Raw genomic sequence first — 24,219 nt, forward strand, 5'->3', positions numbered from 1 at the left:
TGTTAATTATGAATTATAAATGTAATTGTCAGGCTGAGCGAAGTCGAAGCCTCTTATAAACCTGAAACTTTAAACCTTAAAAATAAACATCAAATGCAAAAAACAAGACTACAAGTACTTCAAGATCATTTAAACAGAGAATTCACAGCTTCGCCCTCACCTTTTATGCTTTGGATGAAACCAATCGTTTTAGTAGCAGAACATGGTACTGTCACTTTTAAATATGTCGTAAGAGAAGAAATGTCAAATCCGATTAAATCTCTGCATGGAGGTGTTACAGCAGCAATTGCAGACGATTGTATTGGAGCTACTTTATTTTCTTTAGATGAAGAACATTTTTACACTACAATCAACCTCAACATTGATTATTTTGCTCCGGCGCATGTTGGCGATACGATTTTGGCAAAAACCGCTATCATCAAAAAAGGAAAACAATTTGTAAACGCACAATGCGAAATCTGGAACGAAGCTGAAACCCGACTAATTGCCAGAGCTTATTCGAATCTATTCAAAACCAATGTAATTAAAAAAGTGCTTTAATTTTCAAAGCCTTTTTTTTAATCAAAAATATACCAATTGGTATAAAAAATAATTATGACACCATTACAACGAAAACTTCTGATTTTAACCGTAATCCTCGCCGCGATTATGGAACTTATTGATATTTCAATTGTCAATGTTGCGCTTTCGCACATGAGTGGCAATTTGGGCGCGACTTTAGAAGATACTTCTTGGGTCATTACTGCTTATGCCATTGCCAATGTAATCATCATTCCGATTACGAGTTTTTTAAGTGCCAATCTCGGGCGTAGAAATTATTATATTGGCTCGGTTATTCTGTTTACTTTCTGTTCTTTTATGTGCGGGCATTCATCGAATATCTGGATGCTTGTCTTTTTCAGATTCTTTCAGGGAATTGGTGGAGGTGCTTTATTATCCATATCTCAAGTAGTGGTATTTGAGCTTTTTCCGAAAGACAAACAATCAACAGCCGGCGCTTTATTTGGAGCAGGAATTTTCATCGGACCAACGATTGGGCCAACACTTGGCGGTTATATTACTGAAAACTACGATTGGCCCTGGATTTTCCTGATCAATATTCCAATCGGGATTTTGGTTACAATTTCTTGTCTTTTTCTGCTGAAAGAACCGCCCGTAAAACCAGAAATCACCAAAGTCGACTGGATCGGAATTGCTTTATTGGCAATTGGAGTCGGTGCTCTTCAAACTGTTTTGGAACGCGGCGAAGTCGAAGATTGGTTCGAAACACGTTATATTGTAGTCCTTGCAGTTATTGCTTCAATTTCCTTATTGACTTTCATTTATTGGGAATTAACGATTGATAAACCTGTGGTTAATCTTCGGGTTCTTAAAAGCAAATCGCTAAGCATTGCCGCAATTCTGACTTTTGTCACTGGATTTGGAATGTTTATTTCGATATATATCAGTCCCGTTGTGGCACAGCGACTTTTGAGTTTTTCACCATATCAAACTGGTTTGCTTTTGTTACCGGGCGCTTTATTTGCATTGGTCGCCTTAAAACTTTGCGGAACATTATTGCAAAAAGGCGTTTCTCCGGTTCTTATTATTGCAGCGGGTTTTCTTTTGTTTATTTATTTTAACTGGAGGATGTCTGAAATCACTTTAGATACCAGCGCTTTTGAAGTATCAACAGCTTTAATCTTTCGCGCTTTAGGAATGGCTTTATTGACTGTTCCATTAACTATGCTGGCTGTTTCTTCGCTTGATGATAAAGATGTTGGCCAAGGCGCTGCACTCAATAATATGATGCGTCAATTAGGGGGTTCTTTTGGTGTTTCTATCATCAATACTTATATCGCGCATCGTTTTGCTGAACACAGAAATGTTTTGATTTCGAATGTAACTTTGGATAACACAAAAGCCATGAACCGAATTAATGCTTACATCACTTATTTCCAACACAGAGGTTTTGCATATAATGAAGCAAAGTCAAAAGCATTAAAACTAATGGAAAATATTGTGACGAGACAATCTTCTTTATTAAGTTATCGGGATGCTTTTCTTTTTGTTGGTTTATTTTTTGTCATCACGCTGCCCCTGTTATTGCTGGTAATGAACAAGTCTAAAAAGCCAAAAACGAATATAATTTTATCCGATCATTAAAAAAAACATCAAAAAATTTGTTTTTATGACCAATCGGTCATATATTTGTACCGTTAAATAAAAGCTATCATGGCAAAGGGAGAAGAAACCAGACAATTTATCATAGAAAAAGCAGCACCAATTTTTAATACAAAAGGGATTGCAGCAACGGCTATGAGCGATATTATGGAGGCAACCAAATTGTCAAAAGGAAGCATGTACGTTCATTTTGAAAATAAGGAAGTCCTTGCCTGGGCCGCTGTTGATCATAATATGAAAATATTAGGCGATAAATTGGTTTCTGAAATCAGTAAAAGCAAAACAGCAAAAGAAGAATTATTTACGTATATCGATTTTTTTAGTAATGCTGTAAATCCACCTTTAACAGGAGGTTGCCCATTATTAAATTTTGGAACCGAAGCTGACGACACCAACCCTATTGTAAAAGAGAAAATCAATAAAGGCTGTAATGCTAATCAACAATTATTAGCCAGCAGTGTCAATAAAGGAATCGCCAACGGAGAATTCAAACCAAACTGGAATGCCGAAGAATTTGCAGTAATCATGTTTGCCATGATGGAAGGCGGACATTTAATTTCAAGAATGTCAGGTAACAACGATAAAATGAAAATTATCGCTAAAACCCTCAAAAATATAATAGAGGAAAACAGCCTCTAATTTTTTTTTATTAAAAAAATGACCGATTGGTCATAAATTTTAAAAATTAAATATAATAATTCACAACTCATCATTAACAATTAAAAATTAGAAAACATGTCAAAAACAATTTTAATTTCAGGAGCATCAAAAGGATTCGGAAGAGCCTGGACAGAAGCATTTTTAGCAAAAGGATACAAGGTAGCTGCAACAGCCAGAAATATTGATACCCTAGCCGATTTAAAAGAACAATACGGAGACGCGATTTTACCTCTTAAACTAGATGTAAACAATCGTTCAGAGTCGTTTGCAGTGGTAGAAAAAGTACAACAGCATTTCGGAACTATAGATATCCTGATTAATAATGCAGGTTACGCTTTAAACGGTGCTGTAGAAGAAGCTACAGAAAGCGAAGCAAGAGCACAATTCGAAACCAATTTCTTTGGTACACTTTGGTTAACACAAGCGGTATTGCCAATTATGAGAAAACAACAAAGTGGCCATATTATTCAGGTTTCTTCTATTTTAGGAATCGCTACTTTACCAATCATTGGTTTATATAACGCGTCTAAATTTGCTGTTGAAGGTCTTACTGAAACATTGGCTTCAGAAGTAAAACAATTCGGAATTAACGTTACTTTGGTTGAACCAAATGGTTACGTTACGGATATTTGGGGTAACGGAATCATTAGTGAAAGCATCCCTGCTTATGACGGAATCAAAAAAGCCATTGCAGATGGACATGATCCTGATACTTTCGGAAAAACAAGCGCTACAGTTCCGGCGATCATTAAATTAGTCGAAGCTGAAAATCCTCCTTTACGCCTATTTTTAGGAAAAGTAGCTTTACCATTTGCTAAACAAACCTATGAACAAAAACTAAAAACCTGGGAAGAATGGGCAGACGTTTCTGTTGCCGCTCACGGTTAATTTGATTTCTGATTTTAATTGAAAAAGCGAGACCAATTCTGTATAGAAAGTCTCGCTTTTTTTATGCTTCAATTTTTAAGTTTTTACCAGCTGTATTTCAAAATCAATCGGGCATTAAATGGAGTTCCCGCCGTAAAATGAATTTCTTCAACTGAAGCTGTTTCATTTGCTAATCTTGATTCGGTCAGAAATTGGGTTTCTTTCCATTTGGTATCAAAAATATTGTCAATGTTCACTCCTATTGATACTTTTTTAATCTGATAATTTACAGAGAAATCCGTGATGCAATAGCCTTTTGCTACAACCGAATTGTCTTCATTTGCGGGACGATCCCCCAAGAAACGGGTTCTTAAACTTCCCGAAAAACCTTTTAAATCTTTTACCGAAAACCCGTTCATTAAAGTATGAACCGGCGCTAATGGCAAATAATCATTTCCTTTTGGCTCGTCAAGCGAACGTGCATGCGTATACGTATAATCGGTATTCCAGAATAACCAATTTGTTAATTGGTATCTGAACCCAAAATCAAAACCTTTTCGCTGTGTTTTACCGCTTGGTTCTACAACTGCTTCGTCTCCAACATATACAAATTCCTGTGCCAAATACAAATACCAAATTGCCGAATTTACAATCATTCTTGGAAATGGTTTCCAATTGATTCCCAAATCTGCTCCGTAAGTTTCAGGTAAAATTTCCTGTCCTTTTTGCGCCACCACAACACGTGTATCGTTGCTATGAAAACCTTTTCCTAGTTTCAGGAAATATTGCAAAGTGTTGTTTTGAGTATATAAAAAGTTCAGTTTTGGACTTACAATAGCTTTACTTTCTGTTTGATTTGTATAAACCGAAGCCAATTGATCTTCATATCCAAATTTGAAATAATCCACACGCAAGCCTGCATTTATAAGCCATTTCCCAGAAGTAAAATCAAAACTTGTAAAAGAGAAAAGATTCGTCTGATTCACATTTCCTAAACTCAAATAATCTAAAACTGTTTTTCGGTTTAAAGTGTGCGATAACTCGACATCTTTATTATTGTCATTTCGCAATCCTGCACCCAGTTTAAAACGCCAATTTTCATTCAATTTCTGATCATATTCCGACTGAAAACCTACAATTGTTCTGTTTTCTTTCTGTTTGATTTGATCGCCATTTACCGGATCATTCAAGAAAAAAGTAAAATTAGAATACAATTCAAAATCATATTTGCTCAAATAAGCCGTATTTTTTATCTGTGTATTTTCATCAATTTTGGCGTCGTACTGCAAATTGAAATTGGTTCTGTCAGTGTTTCCGCCTTCATTTGGATCAATAGCACCGAAATGCGAAATTGTGCCATCATTCACTGCGCGATCCGGAATTTGTCCGCTGGCATCCCACTGGCTTTTAAAATGAGATACAAACAATGCTATTCGATCGCCGTTGTTTAATTTGGCGTTATATTTTGCAAACAAATTGATTCGGTTAAAGTTTTGAGGCGCATCAAAATAACCATCGGTCATCATGTATTCTCCCGCAAAATACGCCGATTGATTTTCTTTATTCAACAAATTAAACAAAGCAACCGTTCTAAAAGTATCAAACTGACCGCCTTCAAAAGAAACAGAACTATGTTCCAATGCATTTTTGGTATTAAAACCAACATAACCCGCCGTTGTAAAATCTCCTTTATCAGCAAAATAAGATCCTTTGTCAAAATCAATATTATCAACTGTTTCCGGAATTACAAAGTGAAGATCAGAATATCCTTGTCCGTGCGCATGCGAAACCATATTTACAGGCATTCCATCAACCGAAATATTAATATCTGTACCGTGATCACAGTCAAATCCTCTCAGGAAAATTTGTTCTGCTTTTCCTCCACCAGCATGCTGACCGATGAATAATCCAGGAACTTTTCGCAATAAATCCTGAGAATTGGATATTGGCTGGATTTCTAAATCAATTTTTGAAATTGTATTCAGGTATTTCAAATTGTTTGTAATGGTTACTTCTTCAAGCAAAAAAGGTTTTTCTTCTAATGAAATTGTCAAAAAATCTACAGAGAGAAAAGAGATAAATTTGATTTTTTGAGTAATAAATCCTTGTTTACTGATTTCTAAACTATCATTTAATTGAATCCCTTCTAAAGTAAATTTTCCGTTTACGTCACTGTGTGCATGATTTTTTGAAACCAAATCACGAATTAAGACTTCAGAAAGTGGTTTTCCTTTTGCATCATTTATAACTCCATTTATAGATTGTGCGTGAATTGAATAAGACAGAACAAAAAAAAGAATTGCAGATAAAAATTTCATTAGATAAGGGAAAATGATTTTGTAAATTTTGGAGCAAAAATAGGCCTTCAAATAAACTTTTCATAAAAAAACTCCCATTTCTAAAAAGAAATAAGAGTTTTCAATTTATTCTCGAAAAATGATTTAGAATTTAATCGCAATTTTCCCAATCGTTTTTCCCGATTCCAAAAGTTGATGCGCTTTCTTTAAATTCTCAACTGTTAGTCCGTTTAAAGTCTCATTTAAAGTGCTTTTTAAAATTCCGTTATCAAGTAAATCGGCCACTTTATTTAAAATGTGATGTTGTTCGATCATATCTTCGGTTTGAAACATGGAACGTGTGTACATCAATTCCCAGGAAAAAGAAACACTTTTGCTCTTTAAGCTATTTAATGCAACAGGATTGCTACTTCCTGTAATTGAAGCAATATGTCCCTGAGGTTTAATCAGTTCAGTCATAATGTCCCAATAAGCATTGGTATCAACAAAATCCAAAATAAAATCAACATGTTGAAAACCAGCTTCTCTAACTGCCGAAATCAGGTTTTTATGATCCACCACATAATCAGCACCTTGCTTTTTGCACCAATCAATTGTTTCAGGACGCGACGCTGTTGCAATAACCGTTAATCCAGCAATTTTCTTAGCCAATTGAATGGCAATCGAACCGACACCACCTGCTCCGCCAATAATTAAAATTGATTTTCCTTTGTCTTTTTCGGCACTAATTCTGATTCGGTCAAACAAAATTTCCCAAGCAGTTAAAGCGGTTAACGGAATTACAGCCGCTTCTTCTATACTCAATGATTTTGGTTTTCTACCTACAATTCTTTCATCAATAATCTGAAATTCGGCGTTACTTCCTTGTTTTGTAATATCTCCAGCATAATAAACTGGGTCGCCTACTTCAAATAAAGTAACTTTTTCTCCAACAGCCTGCACAATTCCAACGGCATCCCAGCCAATGATTTTTGGGGTCTCAAGAACCGTATCTTTTGCGCTGTTTTGGCGGATTTTAAAATCGACGGGATTTACAGAAATCGCATCAATTTTTACTAATAAATCATGCGCGCCTGGCACGGGTTTTACAGTTTCAAATTCTATAAAACTTTCTTTTTCTTCTATGGGTAGTGATGTTTTAAATCCTATTGCTTTCATTTCTTTTTAATTTTATATTAAAATATACCAACAAAGATACTAGTGGTTTAAATTATTGAAGTTGTATATTTTTATCCAATATCGGTAGAAATTTAGCAATTGTTAATTAGTTTCTGGCAGATTACAGTTTCAAATCCTTTTAAGTATAAATAACTGAATTCCAAATACTTTAATTCGAGCTGTTTTAAAATTAAAAATATTTCGAACTTTTTTTTAATAATTCAAAATCCAAGTTTCAACTTTTATCGTAGTTAAGGAGAAAATAGCTGGGATTCAGGTAAACTCAAATGACATTACTTTTTGGGCATTTTGAAATTTATCCCATTTCCGGCTATCGCTTGTTTTATTAATTTTTAGGAAATTACAGTTTGGACAAATTAGACATTGAAAGGTTAAAAAAATCTTTACACTATTTAAAGAGTAAACAAAGGGAATTGAAAAGGCATGATGAAAATGAAATCCGAAGTTTAGAATCGATTATTAAACATCAAAAAAACTACATGGTGGAGCAATATAAATTATTGTATTATGAACCATCAATCAAACAAGAAATCAAAAACACCGAAATTTTCATCGGCAAAGTACAGAAAATTATAGACATGTACCCCTAAACTGTTTGCAAGAATTTAATTTGGTTTATTATTCATTAGCGCTTCTAATTTTTTCAAACTTTGACAAAATTTTAGGCAATAGCTATATTTATATGGGTTTAAAATAAAGCCTTAAATTTGCTAATTCTAAAATACTTCAAAAATGAATATCAGAAAAGCCAAAATATCAGATTCAGAACAAATCGCTCCTATTTTATTATTGGCAATGGAAGATATCATTTATAAATTCATCAAAAAAGAAGATTACGCTTCCGCGAAAGATTTCCTGCAGTATTTCATTGGGAAAGAAAACAATCAATATTCTTTTCAGAATTGTTTTATCGCTGAAGAAAATAATGAAATCATTGGCGCTGTGAACATTTATAATGGCGCTGATTTAGAAGCTTTAAGAACTCCAATTATCGAATATATCAGAACACATTTTAATCCCGAATTCGATCCTGAATTAGAAACAAAAGCCGGTGAATTTTATATTGATTCCTTAGGCGTGAATCCGAAATATCAGGGAAAAGGAATTGGATCCAAAATACTTCGTTTTCTTATTGAAGAATATGTAATCAAAAAAAATCAGACCTTAGGATTATTAGTTGAAGAAGATAACCCGAATGCCAAAAAACTATATTTAAATCTCGGATTTCAGCCTGTTGGCGAGAAAACTTTGGTCGGAAAAAAACTCGAACACCTTCAAATTAGCCCGAAAACATTGGTTTTTTAATTTTTTTTATATTTTTTTTCAAATTTTTGTCCAATTCTGAAACTTCAGTTGTCATTAGGGTATAAACAATTAAAATTATACAACATGGAAACTAGAATTAATGTATTCGAAAAAGGTCAAAAAGCAATCTCAACATTATTTGGCATCAGCGGTTATTTGAAAAAATCAGAACTTGAAAGATCTCTTTTCGAATTAGTCGAAATTAGAATTTCTCAAATCAACAATTGCGCTTATTGTCTTGATATGCATACTAAAGAAGCGATGGCGCATGGCGAAACAACACAGCGTTTATTTGGTTTGAGTGCATGGAAAGAAACTCCGTATTTCACACAACGCGAAAGAGTTGCACTTGCTTATGCAGAAGCCGTAAATGCATGTGATGTTCCAGACGAAATCTATGATATCGCTAAAGCCGAATTTTCTGAAGAAGAATTAATCGATCTTACGCTTGCCATTGGTACAATCAACATGTGGAATCGTCTTAACATCGCTTTTGCGAATACTCCAGGAACTTACAGAGTGGGACAATTTGGATAAATAAACCGAGCTGTTTTTATATTTGCTAAAAACACTAAATTTATATCATTATAAAAACAGCTTCTTTTTTATAAAATCATTAAAACGTATCAAAATGAACGAATTCATATTAATTTTCAGAAGAGATTTTACGACTAAAGAACTCCAGCCTTCACCAGAAGAATATCAACAACATTTACAACAATGGCAAAACTGGTTTGGCGGACTTGCAGCGCAGGATAAATTAGCAAGACCTTTACAACGCTGGGACGGAAAAGGAAAACTTGTAACGTCAAACAAAGGAATCACTGACGGACCTTTTGTTGAAATCAAAGAATCTATTGGCGGATTAATCGTTATAAAAGCCAAAGATTATGATGAAGCGGCAGCAATTGCACAAGGATGTCCAGTTCTGGATTTCGGCGGCAATGTCGAAATTAGAATGGCGGTTTAATAATTATGAATTGTTAATTGTCAATTATAAATTATAAATTATCACTTTATCGTTTTTACATAATTCACAATTGACAATTAACAATTAACAATTTTGGAAAAAGAGCTTATACCCAATTTATTCAGAACAGAATACCAAAAAATTGTTTCGGTACTTTGCAGTTTGTTTGGCATTCATCATATTGAAATTGCCGAAGATATTGTGAGCGATACTTTTTTGGCTGCTTCTGAAACTTGGGCTATAAAAGGAATTCCAGAAAATCCGACGGCCTGGCTTTATACCGTTGCCAAAAACAAAACCAAAAATCATTTTAAGCGAAATGACATTTTTGAAAAGAAAGTTGTTTCTGAAATAAAACACAATTCACCATTGAATGGTGAGGATATTGAAATTGATTTATCAGAACAAAATATTGTAGATAGTCAGTTGGCGATGATTTTTACGGTCTGTAATCCTTGCAATTCAGACGAAGCGCAGATTGCATTGGCGCTGAATTTATTATGCGGATTTGGAATAAGTGAAATCTCAGATGCTTTTTTATCTAATAAAGAAGTGATTTACAAACGTATAAATCGTGCCAAAGAAAAGCTCAAAGAAGAAAACATCAAAATCCAAAGTCCAAATCCAACTGAAATTATAGCACGAATTGATACCGTTTTAAAAACAATTTATCTGCTTTTTTCTGAGGGCTACTACTCGACTTCACAAAATACCACGCTTCGAAAAGATCTTTGTGCCGAAGCCATGCGCCTTAACTATTTATTGATTCAGAATCAAGCAACAAATTTACCCGCTGCCAATGCTTTAATGGCATTAATGTGTTTTCATTCCTCCCGATTTGAAGCCCGAACATCAGAAAGCGGTGAGATTATATTATATCAAGATCAGGATGAAAAACTTTGGAATCAGGAATTAATTGACCGCGGCACTTATTTTTTGGGCAAATCTTCCATCGGGAATACACTTTCAAAATACCATCTTGAAGCTGGAATTGCGTATTGGCACACCTTAAAAAGTGATACTTCAGAAAAATGGAAACATATTCTGGAACTTTACAATCATTTAATCATTTTAGAATATTCTCCAATTGTAGCTTTGAACCGCACTTTTGCCTTATCAAAAGTTATGGGCAAACAAGAAGCTATAATTGAAGCAGAAAAACTAAATTTGACTGATAATCATTTTTATTATTCGCTGCTCGGGAATTTATATATTGATATTGATAACCAAAAAGCAAAAAATCATTTTGAAACGGCTCTTAAATTGGCCAAAACAGTTTCGGATAAAAATATTATCAGTAAAAATATTTTGGAACTTAATTCTAAAATGGAAAATCAGAAATAAAACTCAATATGCTAAACCATCAATTTTTTGAATCTAATTATAAAAAACTCGGCTTCTTTGCCTTGAATGAGAATTTTATTGAAGAAATTAATGGCGAAGCGTACAAACCTTATATTAAAGTCCTTTATCTTCCTGAAGGATATTCGATTACAATCGATTTTAAACATTATCAGACTTCCTGTCCTTCCCTATTCTTTATCAACAGCAATCAATATTTACAAATTGACAAAGAAGGACAGAAACCAGGTTATTTTATGTATTATAACCGCGATTTTTATTGTGTACAAATTCATGATGCCGAAGTGGCCTGCGACGGATTATTGTTCAATAATATTTTTGAAATGCCAATGACAGCCATTCCCGATAAAGAAGTTGTTTTTATTGATGGCATTTACAAGCAATTGCAACAAGAATTTGATTCACCCGATTCTTCTCAGGAAGAAATGATCCGAACGTATTTAAAACAGTTGATTATAAAAGCAACCCGAATTTGGAAAATACAGCAGTTAGGCGTTTTGAATGATGAACCTTCAAAAGAAATGGATTTCTTCAGGGATTTCAGCCGATTGGTTGAAATTCATTTCAGAACCAAACATACCGTTGCTGATTATGCTGATATTCTTGGTGTTGCCCCAAAAACACTTTCGAATAAATTCAATCGATTAGAGCTTCAACAGCCAAATGATATTATTAAAGACCGAATTATTCTGGAGGCAAAACGACTTTTGGGCTATTCTTCTTTAAGCGTAAAAGAGATTGCATATCAACTCGGATATGAAGATCCGGCCTATTTTAACCGACTTTTCACCAATAAAGTTGGCGATACTCCATCAAATTTCAAGAAAAAATACCTTCAAGGGAAAAATGTACAATTAGAATAGACTTTTATCTATTTTTAAGGCTTTATAACCACCATATCTTTGTCCTATCAAATTATAAATAATTAAAAAGATAAAAGATATGAAAACTATTAAAGCATTACAACAGCGTTTATTTATTGCAGCATTGTTAATCGTAAGTACAATTGCTTCAGCACAAGAAAGACCTTATAAAGGACAAAATGACCCGGAAATTTTTACAGAAGTACGAGGCTTCTTAAACGCATTAAATTCAGGTGACGGAAAACCTTTGGAACAATTACCTGTCGCAGACGCACGAAATGTATTAGTTGGTGCACAAAAATCGGTTGAAGTTGATTATTCTGGAATTGAAGAATCTGAAAAAGTAATTTCTCAAAACGGATTAAAAGTAAAAATTCATATTACGAAACCTAAAGGCGCAAAAGCAAATGCACCAGTATTTATCTTTATTCACGGCGGTGGCTGGGTTTTAGGAGATTATCCAACTCATAGAAGATTAGTGAGAGATTTGGTTGTTGAAAGCGGTGCAGTGGCGGTTTTCCCAGATTATACTCCTTCTCCAGAAGCAAAATATCCTGTTGCAATCAATGAAATTTATGCAGCAACACAATGGGTTTCTGAAAACGGAAAAGAAATTGGTGTTGATGGTAAAAACCTTGCCGTTGTTGGAAACAGCGTTGGAGGAAATATGACTGCCGCAATCACTTTGATGGCAAAAGATAAAAAAGGTCCGCATATTAAATTACAAGTTTTATTATGGCCTGTAACTGATGCTAATTTTGAAACTGAATCTTATAATTTGTATGCAAACGGACGTTTCCTTACTAAAAATATGATGAAATGGTTTTGGGATAATTATTTACCAGAAACTTCAAAAAGAACTGAAAAATACGCTTCTCCATTACAAGCTAGTTTAGCTGAACTTAAAGATCTTCCTCCTGCATTAGTTCAAACTGCTGAAAATGATGTTTTAAGAGATGAAGGTGAAGCTTATGCAAGAAAGTTAAACGAAGCTGGAGTTCCTGTAACCTTGACAAGATACAACGGATTGATTCACGATTACGGACTTTTAAACCCAATTTCAAATGTTCCCGCTATTCAGACTGCTATTCAACAAGCTGCAATCGTAATCAAAACGACTTTGAAATAAGAATCAAATCAAAAAATAAAAAATGGGCAGAAATTATTCTGCCCATTTTTATTGCTCAAAAAATTAAAATAGGAAACTGGCTTATAAAAAATATCTTCATTAAATAATCCGTACTTTATCTTCGGGCATACTATTAAAATAAAAAAACAAAAAAAAATCCTGTGGCAAAAGTAGCAAGTCATAAAACAGAAAAATCACTATAAATAGTGATTTTTCGTTTTGGATCTTTTTAATTTTTAGAAATTAGACGCAAACTCTTTTGCAAAATCTTCTAATTTGATTTTTCCGTCAACAGCAGTTTTATTTTTCAGGAAATCTTCGGCAATTGCTCCGCTTCTCAAACCTGTTCCCATTTCTGTGTACAAACCTGCAATTTCTTCGGGTAATCCCGCCTGAGCCATGCCGTTTAAAGATTGTTCGTCAGTAAATTCAATCCAAGGCAATTCTGGTTTACCAATTGCTTCTCCTAAAACTTTTGCAACATCACTTGGCGTGCGAACGTCGCTAACAATATAACGAACATTTTTTCCTGATCCTGTTTTCTCTAATTCTTCGGTAACGGCAGTCGCAATATCTTCTGGATGAACATACGGAACAACAGTTGATCCTGGGTAATTTGCACCAATAATTCCGGCTCCTTTTATCATTGGAACATCATTATAAAAATTGGTGAAGAAAAATCCGGCGCGTAAGAATGTTATTGAAGTGTTTTCTAACTTTTCGTATATTTTTTCAATGTTGTAAATTCCAGCGATTGGGCCAGTTCCATTTGGCAAGTCAGCGCCAATACTGCTTAACATCACAACGCGCTTAACGCCTGATTTTTTGATTGCATTTGCAAAAGCATTTCCTGCTTCGGTCATATTAACCAGAATATTTGAACCTCCCATATTTGGTGGCGTCATAACATAAACTGCATCTGTGCCTGTAAATGCTTTTTCCAAAAAAATTGCATCGCTCACAGAACCAATTGCAGGTTTTCCTCCCAACGCTTCAATAGCTTCGCTTCTGTCAGAACTACTACTAATAACGGTAACTTCATGCCCAGAAGCAACAAGTTTTTTCAATAATGGTTTTCCTATGTTCCCCAAAGAACCTGATATTGTAATTTTCATAAGTATATTTTTTTATTATCTGAAACAAAGGTATATTTGTACTTACTTTTACACAAGTACTTACCCTAAAGTATGCACAAATGACAGCTATCAAAGAATCTTCGACAATTCAGGAAAATAAACAATATGCGTTAGAAAAATGTCCCGTAACATACGTAATGGAGAAAATTGGCGGTTATTGGAAACCTATTATTTTATATCATCTTTCTAGTGGAAGTCAGCGTTACAGTGAATTAAAAAGAGCGATTCCAGCCGTTAGTGAAAAAATGCTGATTCAGCACCTTAAACAACTTGAAGCTGATAATCTTATTATTAGAGAAGCAAAACCTGTTGTTCCTCCTTTTGTAACGTATCGTTTAAGTCCAGCAGGAAACGGTTTGATGCCTGTTATTCAGGCAATGGCAGAATGGGCTTTTATTGATAAAGAAAATGGATTTTTTTGAAGGGACAAAGCAACAAAGTGACAAAGTGACAAAGGTTTTACTGCACTTTTAACTTTGTTGCTTTGTCACTTTGTCCCTTTGAACCTTTGCATCTCTGTCCCTATTTAAGTTTATTAGATAAATGAACTGCTGTCAATGCAAATCCGTTTTTAAGATATACTTTTTGCGCAGTATTGTTTGTAAAACCAGTATCTAGAACTACGTAATCTTTATCAAGAGAAACTGCAATTCCTTCAACATGTTTCAACAATTGTGTTGCAAAACCTTTTCCGCGGTGTGTTTCTAAAGTGCACAAATCATCTATATAAATTATATTTCCACTGTGCAGTGAAGTCATAATTCGGTAGCCGGCAAAGGCAACAACTTTGTTTTGATCCACTATTCCGGCGATGCTGTATTTTTCGTTTTGCATCATTTCGGCAATGGTTGATTGCCATTTTGTTTTATCCAAATGCGGCCTTAAAACAAAAGCAACATCCCAGCATTGTTCAATTTCTAATTCTGTTTCAATTTTTTTGATTTCATAAATCGTTTCCATAATTCTGTTTTTATCCAAAATTACAGCTGTAATCAAAATCCAAAATAATCCAATTTTAAAATCAATACTGGTCCAGAAGTTTTAAAGAACTTTCTTCAGAATCACAAAAGCTTTTTCCATTTCGTTTTCATTTAAAGAAGCAAATCCCATTCTGATTGCATTTGTATCGAAAAAATCATTTTTATAAAACTTTCCATTACTTATTGAAAGTCCTTTTACAGAAGCATCATTCGACATTTTCTCCAAATTAATATTCTGATGAAAATTTGCCCAGACTGCCAGTCCGCCTTCCGGAATTTTAAATTCAATTTCATTTTTAAAATCAGATTGAAGAATGTCGCAAAAATGATTTCGGCGTTGTTTGTAGATTTTCAATGATTTTCTGAAATGTCTTTCCATTTCTCCGTTTCTAAATAGTACTGCAAAAGCTTCTTCCAAAAGCGTATCGCCCTGCCTGTCAATCATTTTTCGTAAAACTGCTGCAGCTTCAATAAACATAGGAGATGCAATCATAAAACCAATTCGCAATGCCGGGGCAAAAGTCTTCGAAATAGATCCGATATAAATCACATTCTGATTGTGGTCAATACTTGCTAAAGGCAAATACGGTTTGTTTTCGTAATGAAAATCAAAATCATAATCGTCTTCGATAATCGCAAAACGATATTCTTTAGCAAGATTTAATAATTTCAAACGACGTTCCATACTCATTGTAACGCCTGTTGGGCAATGATGATGCGGAATAATATAAACTGCTTTTATTTTTTTGTTTTTCAGAATTTCTTCCAAATAATCGGTGTCCATTCCGTTTTCGTCAATCGGAATTCGTTCTAAATTGGCGCCGGAATATTTGAAAGTTTCATCAGCAGTTGTAAAACTCGAAACGCCTACAGCAATAGTATCATTCGGATTCAAGATCAATTGCGAAGCCAGATAAATTCCCATCTGACTGCCTTTTGTAATAATTATATTTTCGGGAGAAACCGATAAGCCACGCGTATTTGAAAGATAACGGCAAATGGATAGACGTAGATTTTCTGAACCCATTGTGCTGCCATATTTCAGAAAATTTTTGCCATAAAATTTTTTGGACAAACTTCTATATTCGCGCATCAGCTGGTCAATCGGCGCTAAGCGAACATCGGGAAAACCGTCATCAATAATTATTTGGTCTTTTTGAGTGCTTTTCCCTGAGATAATAATTTCTTTCTGAAATTTATTTTCCCAAATAAAACCTTCCTGGCGCTGACTTTTATCGTTTTCGGGCAATTTTACTTTTGAAATTATAGGTAATTTAGAAAGTACAAAAACGCCTTTTCTGTCAATTGATTCGGCCCAGCCTTGGCTTATTAATTCTTCGTAAGCTAATTTTACGGTATTTCTATTAATACCAATGAGTTCCGATAATACGCGAGAACTCGGCAATATATCGGACGGTTTCAGAGTTCCGTTCGTAATCAGCGTTATAAAAGTATTGCAAACCTGAATATACAATGTTACAGAAGATTCGCGGTCAATTTGAATTAATGATTTATATGGCAACATCTGGGCTGTAGTTTTTATAAAAATTGGCACACAAATTTACCCAACATATTTTTACTTTTACATAAAAAATTATCCAAATGAAAAATATATCCTTATCAAATGCCGGTTTTATTTTAAGAATCTTTTTAGGAATTACCATGCTTTCTGCTGTTGCAGACCGTTTTGGTTTTTGGGGTGCGCCGGGAGCGCCGGGTGTAGCTTGGGGAAATTGGGAAAACTTTATCGCTTATACGCAAACGCTAAATTCTTTTGCAAGTAAATCTTTTGCAGAAATTTTGGGTGCAATAGCTACTTTCCTTGAAATTACCTTCAGTCTCCTTTTAATCATCGGATTTAAAACCAGATATGCAGCTTTAGGAACAGCTGGATTAATGCTGCTTTTTGCAGTTTCCATGTCGATTGCAATTTCTATAAAAGCACCTTTGGATTATTCTGTTTTTACGAGTTTTGCCGCGGCATTAACGCTTTCTTCTATTGAAAAAACTTCTTTTTCTGTCGAAAAATAGATTTTTCTTAGGTTCAAAGAGGCAAAGCGACAAAGGTGCAAAGTTTTTTTCTCTCTTTGAAACTCATGATATTCAAAACCTAAAAGTCAATCGTTACTGCCAAACCGGACTGAAGTCCAGCTCTACAATATAAATCGAGCTAAAGCTCTTTCTCGTTCCAAAGGAACAATTATATGTTGTAGAGCTGGACTTCAGTCCGGTTTATTATAAAGCAAATCCGATAGATTTTAAATACCTGTCGGGTTTGCTATGAAAAAAACCTTTGTCACTTTGAACCTTTGTGCCTATGTCCCTTAAAATTTATTCATATGAATATAATTTTATCTTTTGAATTTCATAATCATCAACGGCAATTCTTAAATGTCGGCCTTGATGTGTTTGATCTCCGTTGAAATGGCGAATGGTTTTCCAAATTCCGTTTTCAAAAATTCCCTGATCTGTTTTTAGAATTCCTGCATTTAACTCTTTATTTTTTAAAGGCTTAAAAGTCACTACAATTCCTGAGCCGGAAATATAGAATTCATCTGGAGTAATTTCAATTATAATCGCACTTGTCATTGGCCAAACTGCTTCTTTGGCACCATCTGACCAATTTAGAGTATAATCGTGTTTAAATATAAATTCATAATTTCCCAACTGAATAATTTGTTGCTGATTTTCTTTGTCCAATAAAACACCTTCAATTTTTCCTTGTCCTTTATTTGCTTCAATAACCGGCGTCAATTGTTTTACCAATTCATAAATTTTGCCCAAAGGTTCTTTCTTGGCATCGGCAACAGATTCAATCGAAAAAGGCGAAAAACCAATTGCTTCATAATGCCCGATTGCGTACAAACCTTTGAACGGCGCAGTTACATCAAAACGATGTTCTGGAATAAACAATGGATCGCCTTGGCGTGTAAACAAGTCATTCCAGTGCTTAAAATTAGGATTGTAAAAATCTGGCGATAAAAAATCAATTGATTTTCCTGCAGCTTTCCAAACATCCATTACATGTGGTAACGGCCCAGCACTTGGATATTCACCCGGTTTTTTTTCAGGTGCATTCAAAGCGGCGTTTACAAACATCGGAATTGAATAGGCTTCTTTTCCTGCTTTTGCCACTTTATTTGTAAATTCTGAAAAATACCAAGCCATAAAAATTTCATCGGTGGAAAGACTTTTTCCGAAAATTTCTTCCCAGTTTCCTTTCATTTTAAAACCATTTTTTTTCCAGATTTCTAAAAACTCAGGAACTAATTTTTCCTTGTTTGACTGCATGTATCTTAATAAATCAGCTGGAACTTCTTTCTGAAAAGCAGTATTTGCAAGTGGAGAATAATCTCGAGCCGTTGGCAACATTCCAATTTCATTTTCAACCTGAATCATGATTACGGTCTGCTCCTTTTGATCAAAATCTTTGATGTGTTTCATCAATTTCTGAAAAGCATTCGCATCGGCCGTTAGATTATTTTCGCTGAAAGGCGTCAGGATTTCATGGCTTCTGTTTTTATCATCTTTAATTCTTGGATATTTTTTCTGATTAAGTTTCACCCATTCTGGTGCGTGACTTGACATGCTGTTTTTCCAGGAACCAAACCAAAGAAATACTAATTTCAGATTTTCTTTTCTGGCTCTAATAATCAAATCATCGACCAACGAAAAATCGAATTTACCTTCCTCCTTTTCAATCAATTCCCAATAAATTGGCGTCAATACCGTATTTAAATTCATATCGGTTAGTTTGGGCCAAATTGGCTCCATACTTTCCATTGTTGTTGCAGAAGAATTTCCCAATTCTCCTCCACGAATTATAAATGGATTTCCGTTGACGATCAACTGTGTTTTATTTCCTTTCTTTTGAAGATTTGGAATCTTTTCCTGAGAAAATCCAAACTGTACAAACAATACCAAAAGCAGAAAAAATCTCTTTTTTAGAAAATATAGCATTCTTATTATTTTAAAAATTTAAGAAAACAAATAATCCATGCACAAACCCGAAATGGAATTTGTGTCATGGATTATTTTAGAATGAAACTATTACTTTTTTACTAATTCACCAGAGAATCCAGTACTTACATCTTTTCCTGCAAGTCCGTCGGCAGTTCCTTTGTAAGCATGTTTACGAACATAATTTGCATCCCAAAGGTTTGGAGATTCGTTAGGAAGCCAGTATTCGTGCTCCTTAACGCTGTCTGAAACGCCCCAAATTGTAATGCCGTATTGTTGTGCTGCCGGAATGTATTTTTTATACATATCGATAACATATTGATACATTGCCGCTTGAGACGCCTGTTGTTCAACAGTTGGCGTTGCAGTTCCTAATCTAATATCAAGCTCAGAAATTTTAATCAATTTTCCTGAAGCTGCTAATTTTTGGAACATCTGAACAATTTTGTCTTTATCGGTTGTCAACGAAATGTGCATCTGAGTTCCGATTCCGTCAACCGTAGCGCCTTTGCTTTCAATATATTTTACATATTCAATCAAACCATCACATTTGTCTAATCTTGATTCAAGGTTATAGTCATTTATGAAAAGTTTATCTGTAGCATTTCCGTTTGTACGCGCTAATTTAAAAGCAGTTACAGCGTAATCTTTTCCTAAATATTTAATCCAAGAAAAATAATCTGTTGCTGTATCGCCTTCATTTCCGCTTCTCAACGTTCCATCTTCTTTCATTGGCTCATTCACAACATCCCAAGCAAAAACGCTTGTTTTATAATGCGCCATCATTTTAGTAATCCAGTCTGCCATTGCGTTACCAATGATAGTTGTTTTTTCAGCATCTGTTTTATCGATATTAACTGGTGGAGTTGCGCCTCCGCTTGAACTTCCGTCAGAAACGACCACATTATCTATATAATACGTTCCTGCAGTTCCTCCTAAGTCAAAATTCAATCCCGTTTCTGTTCCATTTCCTTTAAACTTCCATTCAATTAGTTTCCATGTTGGCGAAGTGGCCTGATCTCCTTGATAATGTGCTGTTGTACCAGTTGTTGAACAACGTACAGAACCTGTTGCTTCAGAACGAATCATAAAAGAAATTGTATAGTCTTTGTCTAAAGTTAACGTAGAAGTAAAATCAGCGTGAATCTGTGTTTTCCATTGATTTGCTGCATCACTGGTAGCGTTTACAACTTTCATTGCCCCGTTTCCTTCGTATGCATTTGCGGCTCCAGCAAGACTTAAAGCATCAGTTGCTCCATTGTATTTTGACCATCCGTTGATATCTGTATTAAATTTACCATTGGAAACCAAGTTTGTAACTCCTACAGGCGCATCTAAATCTACAACTGCTAAAGTATTAACATCAATCAAATAGGTCACATTTGGCAAATAACCCAAATCTATATTAAACTGGAAAGTGGTACTTCCTGCTTTAAAATCGCCTGGAGCCAGTTTAATTTTAACCTGTTGCCAAGATGATGTAGTGGCAAAAGCTTCTGTCCAAGACCCTCCGGTAGCATACCAATCTTTATAAGGATATTGGTTTGTCAAAGATGCATTAAAAGAAAGTCGGCCTTTTCCGGCAACATCCGATTTAATGTAAAATGAGATTTCGTAATTATGAGCAGTATTAATAGGAACATTTGGCGATGTCAGCTGTAAACTATATGCTGCCGAAGATGTCGCACTTGACTGCAATTGAACTGCCTGTGAAGTACTTGTAAGTCCTGAATTTGCAACCACCGAAATTCCTTTTCCAGGATTATTTCTTGCCCAGTTTGTAAAAGCACCGCTTTTTAAACCTGCAATATCCAGAATATTAGTTCCGCTTGAACCCGGAATTACCGTTGGCGCAATAATGCTGTTCAAATAACTTGCATTTTGATTCGAATGCCAAACTAAAGTATGACCAAAAACTTTTAAACCTGCTTCTTTAGTTTTAGCTATAAAAGCATCCATTGTCGCAAAGTTTATTTCTCCTTTTGAGTTTACCATTGCGCCATGTTTCATTTCATATCCTGGCGTAACTTCGTCAAAATTTTCATTTACAATTTTGCGATAAGCGGCATCGTTCAGGTATAAATCTGCTCCAATTCCGTTTCCAAGAACGAAATTGGTGTAGTTTTTTAACGGCTCGTAACGGCTAATTTTCTCAACTAATTCTAATGGAAGCTCTGCGCCAGTTACAGCACCATGCTCCGGATCTTTTTCCCAGTCCATTAAATTATCATCGCAAGATGATAAAAGTATTAATGACAAGGCAGCTATTGGAAGTATATTTTTATATTTCATTTTGATGCTTTTTTAGTTAAAATCGTTATAAACTGGCGTGTTTAAAGAAACTATTCTCCAGTTGTCTGTGTACACTTTTACAGAAGTTGCTTTTGCTGCAAATTCTACTTCACTTGCAGTTCCTGTGACATCTTTAAGCTTCACATTAGAGTTTTCGAAAAAGATTCCGAAATTCTGATAAGTCGCTGCTTCGCGGAAAGCCAAAACAGTTTCGAAAGTATAAGCTTCTTTAGACCAAGCGTAGAATTTATTTAACGGAATTGTTACGGTTTTCCAGCCAGTTGTTTTAAACTCAGCTGATTTTCCATCAACGATCCACGGAACATAATTATAAACAGCGCCTGTCCATTCTCCTCCATTAAAATTATTAATCATACAGATTTTTAAGAAGCCAGACTCTTTCCAAACATCCGGAACAAAAACATCAAATTGAAATGCTACTTTATCAAGCGGTGTATTTGCTGGAATATATGGCGTTAATTGTGTTCTCCAGTTATCTACTCCGTTTCCTGCAGTCCAGGTTTCTGAAAGACGATTTTTTCCAGCATCAAAAGAAGCAATACGAGCAGGACGATGCGGAACATATTTTCCTTGCGAAACATTCACTGTTCCAATGGCAGCCGATTCTAAATCTTCTGGCTGAATCATACTTGTACCTGTTCCCCAATATCCGTGTTGTCCTTGTCCGTCGAAATTAAGAAGCAACCCTTTTTTGAAATTGAAATATGCCGGAGAATAAACGCCTCCGTTTGAACCCTCAACAAATAATGAACCTCCAAGATCTGAAACTCCACTTGGCATTTTAACTGTAAAAAATTCACCGTCAGGATCTGAAACAATTCCTGTTGTAACCGTAACATTTCCAGGGAAAACTACTTTTTTAACTTCTGTCAAACCTGAGCCAGAAACCGTAATAATTTCACCCGGATTTGGCATTGTATTCGAAATATCATCAATAACAGGTTTTCCTGAACGAATATCAAAATTGAATGTCGTTTCAGTATTATCATTTACAAAACGAATTGTATTTCTTACCGCCGGATCAGCTTCAATTGTTGGCGTATCCGCAGAAACACTAACAATCATTGAATTATCAGAAACAAAAACGACATTAAAATAGGTTGAATATCCGTTTATAAATACTCTTCTTAATCCTGTAAATCCTGAACCTTCGATGCGCAATGTCTGGCCTAATCGGGCAAAATTCACTTCTCTGTCCTGAACAGTTGAATTTACATCCTCCAGAAATACTTTGCTAATTACTATTTGGTTACTTGCTCCATCGCTATTGTCACAGGCAGTAAACAGCATACTAAAAACCATCATTCCAAGAAATGCGATGGGTGCCCAATACTTTTTATTTAAAATATATTTCATATTAATCTTTCTTTAGATTTATTGTTTTCAGCTTATTAGAATAAGTCTTTGATTTTTTCTTCCTTAAACTCATAAGGAACTGGATTTTCTCTCAACAACGGATTCTGAACCAATTCTGATTCCGGATAAGGTAAAAGGAAAATAGTCGCATCAATTACACCAATAGAGCGTGTGCTATTACTTCTCGTAGCATCAACTGAAACTGTATTTGTTGCCGAATCATATAAAATTGGTACAATAGTTCCTCTGTTTTGAGACGTTACATAGTTTATTACTTCCTGCTGTTTGTAATACGATCTGCGAACCAAATCATACCAATATTGACCTTCCATACATAATTCTACTCTTCTTTCGTGGATAATATCTGCATAAGTCAAACTTGCTTTTGGATCAAGTCCTGCACGTTGGCGAAGCATGTTTACACCACTAATTGCAAGAGGATCTGCAGTTGAAGCATTGTTCCCTAAAGCAGCTTCAGCATAATTCAAATAAACTTCTCCTAAACGCAACATATAAGTATTTAAACCTGAATTCATACGAGTTGTTTTAGGATTGTCTTTTGTAGAACCCACAACACCTTTTTTCACGGTCAGGAAATCTTTTGAATGATCAACTGTATAACCACCGTTTGCTTTGTTTATCTCTGGATAAAAATCATCATCAGCCATCCATGTTGCTTTACGGCGGGCATCTTTAGATTCATATTCATACAAAATATTATTAGAAGCTCTTGTCCAATATCCCCAAGCCGCGTCATCTCCTGTAACATCAGAACCTAATGCAAAATAAGCCTGATGCATATTATTCACTCCATAATCTCCATTTGGAACCCATTGAAGCGCAAACATTGATTCGGTATTATTGTTATTGTCAATTTTAAACAAATCTGCATAATTGGCCATTAATTTGTACGGACCAGAATTGATTACTTTTTCAGCTGCTTTTTTAGCCAAATCAAGATATTCTTGTTTTCTTGTACCGCTATTTGGGTTATCACTTACTCCTGAAAAAGACAAATAAACTCTGGAAAGCATTCCGTAAGCGCTATATTTTGTCAAACGTCCCGCCTGACCCGCTTGTTCTGGAAGATATTTTGCTGCAAATTCTAAATCGCGAATTGCAAATTCATAAACATCTTTCATCGGATTTTTATTTACAATCGGATTTTTCACCAATTCTCTAGGATCTGTAGTAATAATAGCATCACCCCAAAGCGAAGCCAAATACCAATAAGCAGTTCCTCTCATAAAACGAGCTTCGGCAATATATTTGTTTTTAATAGTCGTATTTACGTTACTATCAGAAATACCAATAATGACATTATTAGACTGTTGCACAACATTATATAATGATCCCCAAGCCGAAACTAAAGGCCCAGTCAATCCTGTTTCAGATAAGTCTGTAAATGGATAAACATAATCTGAATATGGTGCATACAAATTATCCGAACGTCCATCGCCTAAACCATAATAAAATTTGTCGTTAAAGTCGAACCAAACTTTATTGTAAAGCGGTCCAGTCGCAGCCTGAAAATCAGCTTCTGACTGATAAAAATTTTCTTTTGTAATTTGATCTTCGGGTTCAACATCTAAAAGATCACTGCAACTAGTCCAAACAAATGGTAATGCGATCAAAAGAACCGAGTATAATATTTTTTTTGTTTTCATCGTTAGCAATAT

Annotated in this window: 21 protein-coding genes; 12 read left to right on the forward strand and 9 right to left on the reverse strand. The window is 34.9% G+C overall.

Annotated elements, in window-relative coordinates:
• The first annotated feature begins 93 nt into the window (after window positions 1-93).
• From GQ47_RS02690 to GQ47_RS02705, 4 genes are all read left to right on the forward strand, one after another.
• Window positions 94-540, forward strand: a complete 447-nt coding sequence (locus GQ47_RS02690; RefSeq protein ID WP_035644483.1) for a PaaI family thioesterase — start codon at window positions 94-96, stop codon at window positions 538-540.
• A gap of 54 nt (window positions 541-594) precedes the next feature.
• On the forward strand, window positions 595-2,145 hold the full coding sequence (locus GQ47_RS02695; protein ID WP_035644485.1) for a DHA2 family efflux MFS transporter permease subunit: 1,551 nt from the start codon (window positions 595-597) through the stop codon (window positions 2,143-2,145).
• A gap of 69 nt (window positions 2,146-2,214) precedes the next feature.
• Window positions 2,215-2,802, forward strand: a complete 588-nt coding sequence (locus tag GQ47_RS02700) for a TetR/AcrR family transcriptional regulator (RefSeq protein ID WP_035644488.1) — start codon at window positions 2,215-2,217, stop codon at window positions 2,800-2,802.
• A 96-nt stretch (window positions 2,803-2,898) separates the two neighbouring features.
• On the forward strand, window positions 2,899-3,711 hold the full coding sequence (locus GQ47_RS02705) for an SDR family NAD(P)-dependent oxidoreductase (protein ID WP_035644490.1): 813 nt from the start codon (window positions 2,899-2,901) through the stop codon (window positions 3,709-3,711).
• 83 nt (window positions 3,712-3,794) lie between these two features.
• Here GQ47_RS02705 and GQ47_RS02710 read toward each other — a convergent pair whose 3' ends face one another.
• Window positions 3,795-6,008, reverse strand: coding sequence for a TonB-dependent receptor (locus tag GQ47_RS02710; RefSeq protein ID WP_035644493.1), 2,214 nt, complete (start codon window positions 6,006-6,008; stop codon window positions 3,795-3,797).
• Window positions 6,009-6,131: 123 nt separating this feature from the next.
• On the reverse strand, window positions 6,132-7,145 hold the full coding sequence (locus GQ47_RS02715; RefSeq protein WP_035644496.1) for a zinc-binding alcohol dehydrogenase family protein: 1,014 nt from the start codon (window positions 7,143-7,145) through the stop codon (window positions 6,132-6,134).
• 753 nt (window positions 7,146-7,898) lie between these two features.
• Here GQ47_RS02715 and GQ47_RS02725 point away from each other — a divergent pair.
• The 6 genes from GQ47_RS02725 (at window position 7,899) to GQ47_RS02750 (ending at window position 12,795) form a co-directional block, all read left to right on the forward strand.
• Window positions 7,899-8,471 carry a GNAT family N-acetyltransferase gene (locus tag GQ47_RS02725; protein WP_035644502.1) on the forward strand — a complete coding sequence of 191 codons (573 nt, stop codon included), beginning with the start codon at window positions 7,899-7,901 and terminating at the stop codon, window positions 8,469-8,471.
• An 84-nt stretch (window positions 8,472-8,555) separates the two neighbouring features.
• Entirely contained in the window at window positions 8,556-9,008 is a 453-nt protein-coding gene (locus tag GQ47_RS02730; protein WP_035645151.1) for a carboxymuconolactone decarboxylase family protein, read from the forward strand.
• A gap of 94 nt (window positions 9,009-9,102) precedes the next feature.
• Window positions 9,103-9,441: a YciI family protein gene (locus tag GQ47_RS02735; RefSeq protein WP_035644505.1), complete on the forward strand. Its 339-nt coding sequence runs from the start codon at window positions 9,103-9,105 to the stop codon at window positions 9,439-9,441.
• Window positions 9,442-9,531: 90 nt separating this feature from the next.
• Window positions 9,532-10,785 (forward strand): RNA polymerase sigma factor, encoded by a 1,254-nt coding sequence (locus GQ47_RS02740; protein WP_035644507.1) that lies wholly within the window; start codon window positions 9,532-9,534, stop codon window positions 10,783-10,785.
• Window positions 10,786-10,793: 8 nt separating this feature from the next.
• Window positions 10,794-11,666: a helix-turn-helix domain-containing protein gene (locus GQ47_RS02745; protein ID WP_035644509.1), complete on the forward strand. Its 873-nt coding sequence runs from the start codon at window positions 10,794-10,796 to the stop codon at window positions 11,664-11,666.
• Between the two features lie 79 nt (window positions 11,667-11,745).
• Window positions 11,746-12,795 carry an alpha/beta hydrolase gene (locus GQ47_RS02750; protein WP_193745204.1) on the forward strand — a complete coding sequence of 350 codons (1,050 nt, stop codon included), beginning with the start codon at window positions 11,746-11,748 and terminating at the stop codon, window positions 12,793-12,795.
• 236 nt (window positions 12,796-13,031) lie between these two features.
• Here the strand turns inward: GQ47_RS02750 and GQ47_RS02755 are convergent, their stop codons facing one another.
• Window positions 13,032-13,910: an NAD(P)H-binding protein gene (locus GQ47_RS02755; protein WP_035644511.1), complete on the reverse strand. Its 879-nt coding sequence runs from the start codon at window positions 13,908-13,910 to the stop codon at window positions 13,032-13,034.
• 80 nt (window positions 13,911-13,990) lie between these two features.
• On the opposite strand from GQ47_RS02755, the gene GQ47_RS02760 reads away from it, so the two are divergent.
• Window positions 13,991-14,353, forward strand: a complete 363-nt coding sequence (locus GQ47_RS02760; RefSeq protein WP_035644513.1) for a winged helix-turn-helix transcriptional regulator — start codon at window positions 13,991-13,993, stop codon at window positions 14,351-14,353.
• A gap of 100 nt (window positions 14,354-14,453) precedes the next feature.
• Here GQ47_RS02760 and GQ47_RS02765 read toward each other — a convergent pair whose 3' ends face one another.
• Both GQ47_RS02765 and GQ47_RS02770 read right to left on the reverse strand, forming a co-directional pair.
• On the reverse strand, window positions 14,454-14,891 hold the full coding sequence (locus GQ47_RS02765) for a GNAT family N-acetyltransferase (RefSeq protein ID WP_035645158.1): 438 nt from the start codon (window positions 14,889-14,891) through the stop codon (window positions 14,454-14,456).
• A gap of 81 nt (window positions 14,892-14,972) precedes the next feature.
• Window positions 14,973-16,436, reverse strand: a complete 1,464-nt coding sequence (locus GQ47_RS02770) for a MocR-like pyridoxine biosynthesis transcription factor PdxR (protein ID WP_035644514.1) — start codon at window positions 16,434-16,436, stop codon at window positions 14,973-14,975.
• A gap of 77 nt (window positions 16,437-16,513) precedes the next feature.
• On the opposite strand from GQ47_RS02770, the gene GQ47_RS02775 reads away from it, so the two are divergent.
• On the forward strand, window positions 16,514-16,942 hold the full coding sequence (locus GQ47_RS02775) for a DoxX family protein (protein WP_035644515.1): 429 nt from the start codon (window positions 16,514-16,516) through the stop codon (window positions 16,940-16,942).
• Between the two features lie 300 nt (window positions 16,943-17,242).
• Here the strand turns inward: GQ47_RS02775 and GQ47_RS02780 are convergent, their stop codons facing one another.
• From GQ47_RS02780 to GQ47_RS02795, 4 genes are all read right to left on the reverse strand, one after another.
• The gene (locus tag GQ47_RS02780; protein ID WP_035644518.1) at window positions 17,243-18,871 is read right to left on the reverse strand and encodes a GH35 family beta-galactosidase; all 1,629 of its coding nucleotides are present in this window, start codon (window positions 18,869-18,871) and stop codon (window positions 17,243-17,245) included.
• A gap of 90 nt (window positions 18,872-18,961) precedes the next feature.
• A complete protein-coding gene (locus GQ47_RS02785) occupies window positions 18,962-21,163 on the reverse strand; it encodes an endo-1,4-beta-xylanase (RefSeq protein WP_035644521.1) in 2,202 nt (733 codons plus the stop codon).
• A gap of 12 nt (window positions 21,164-21,175) precedes the next feature.
• Window positions 21,176-22,540: a glycan-binding surface protein gene (locus GQ47_RS02790; RefSeq protein WP_035644524.1), complete on the reverse strand. Its 1,365-nt coding sequence runs from the start codon at window positions 22,538-22,540 to the stop codon at window positions 21,176-21,178.
• A 35-nt stretch (window positions 22,541-22,575) separates the two neighbouring features.
• Entirely contained in the window at window positions 22,576-24,207 is a 1,632-nt protein-coding gene (locus GQ47_RS02795) for a RagB/SusD family nutrient uptake outer membrane protein (protein ID WP_035645161.1), read from the reverse strand.
• Window positions 24,208-24,219: the final 12 nt, after the last annotated feature.

Source organism: Flavobacterium sp. ASV13, from assembly GCF_000745775.1.
GTDB lineage: Bacteria > Bacteroidota > Bacteroidia > Flavobacteriales > Flavobacteriaceae > Flavobacterium.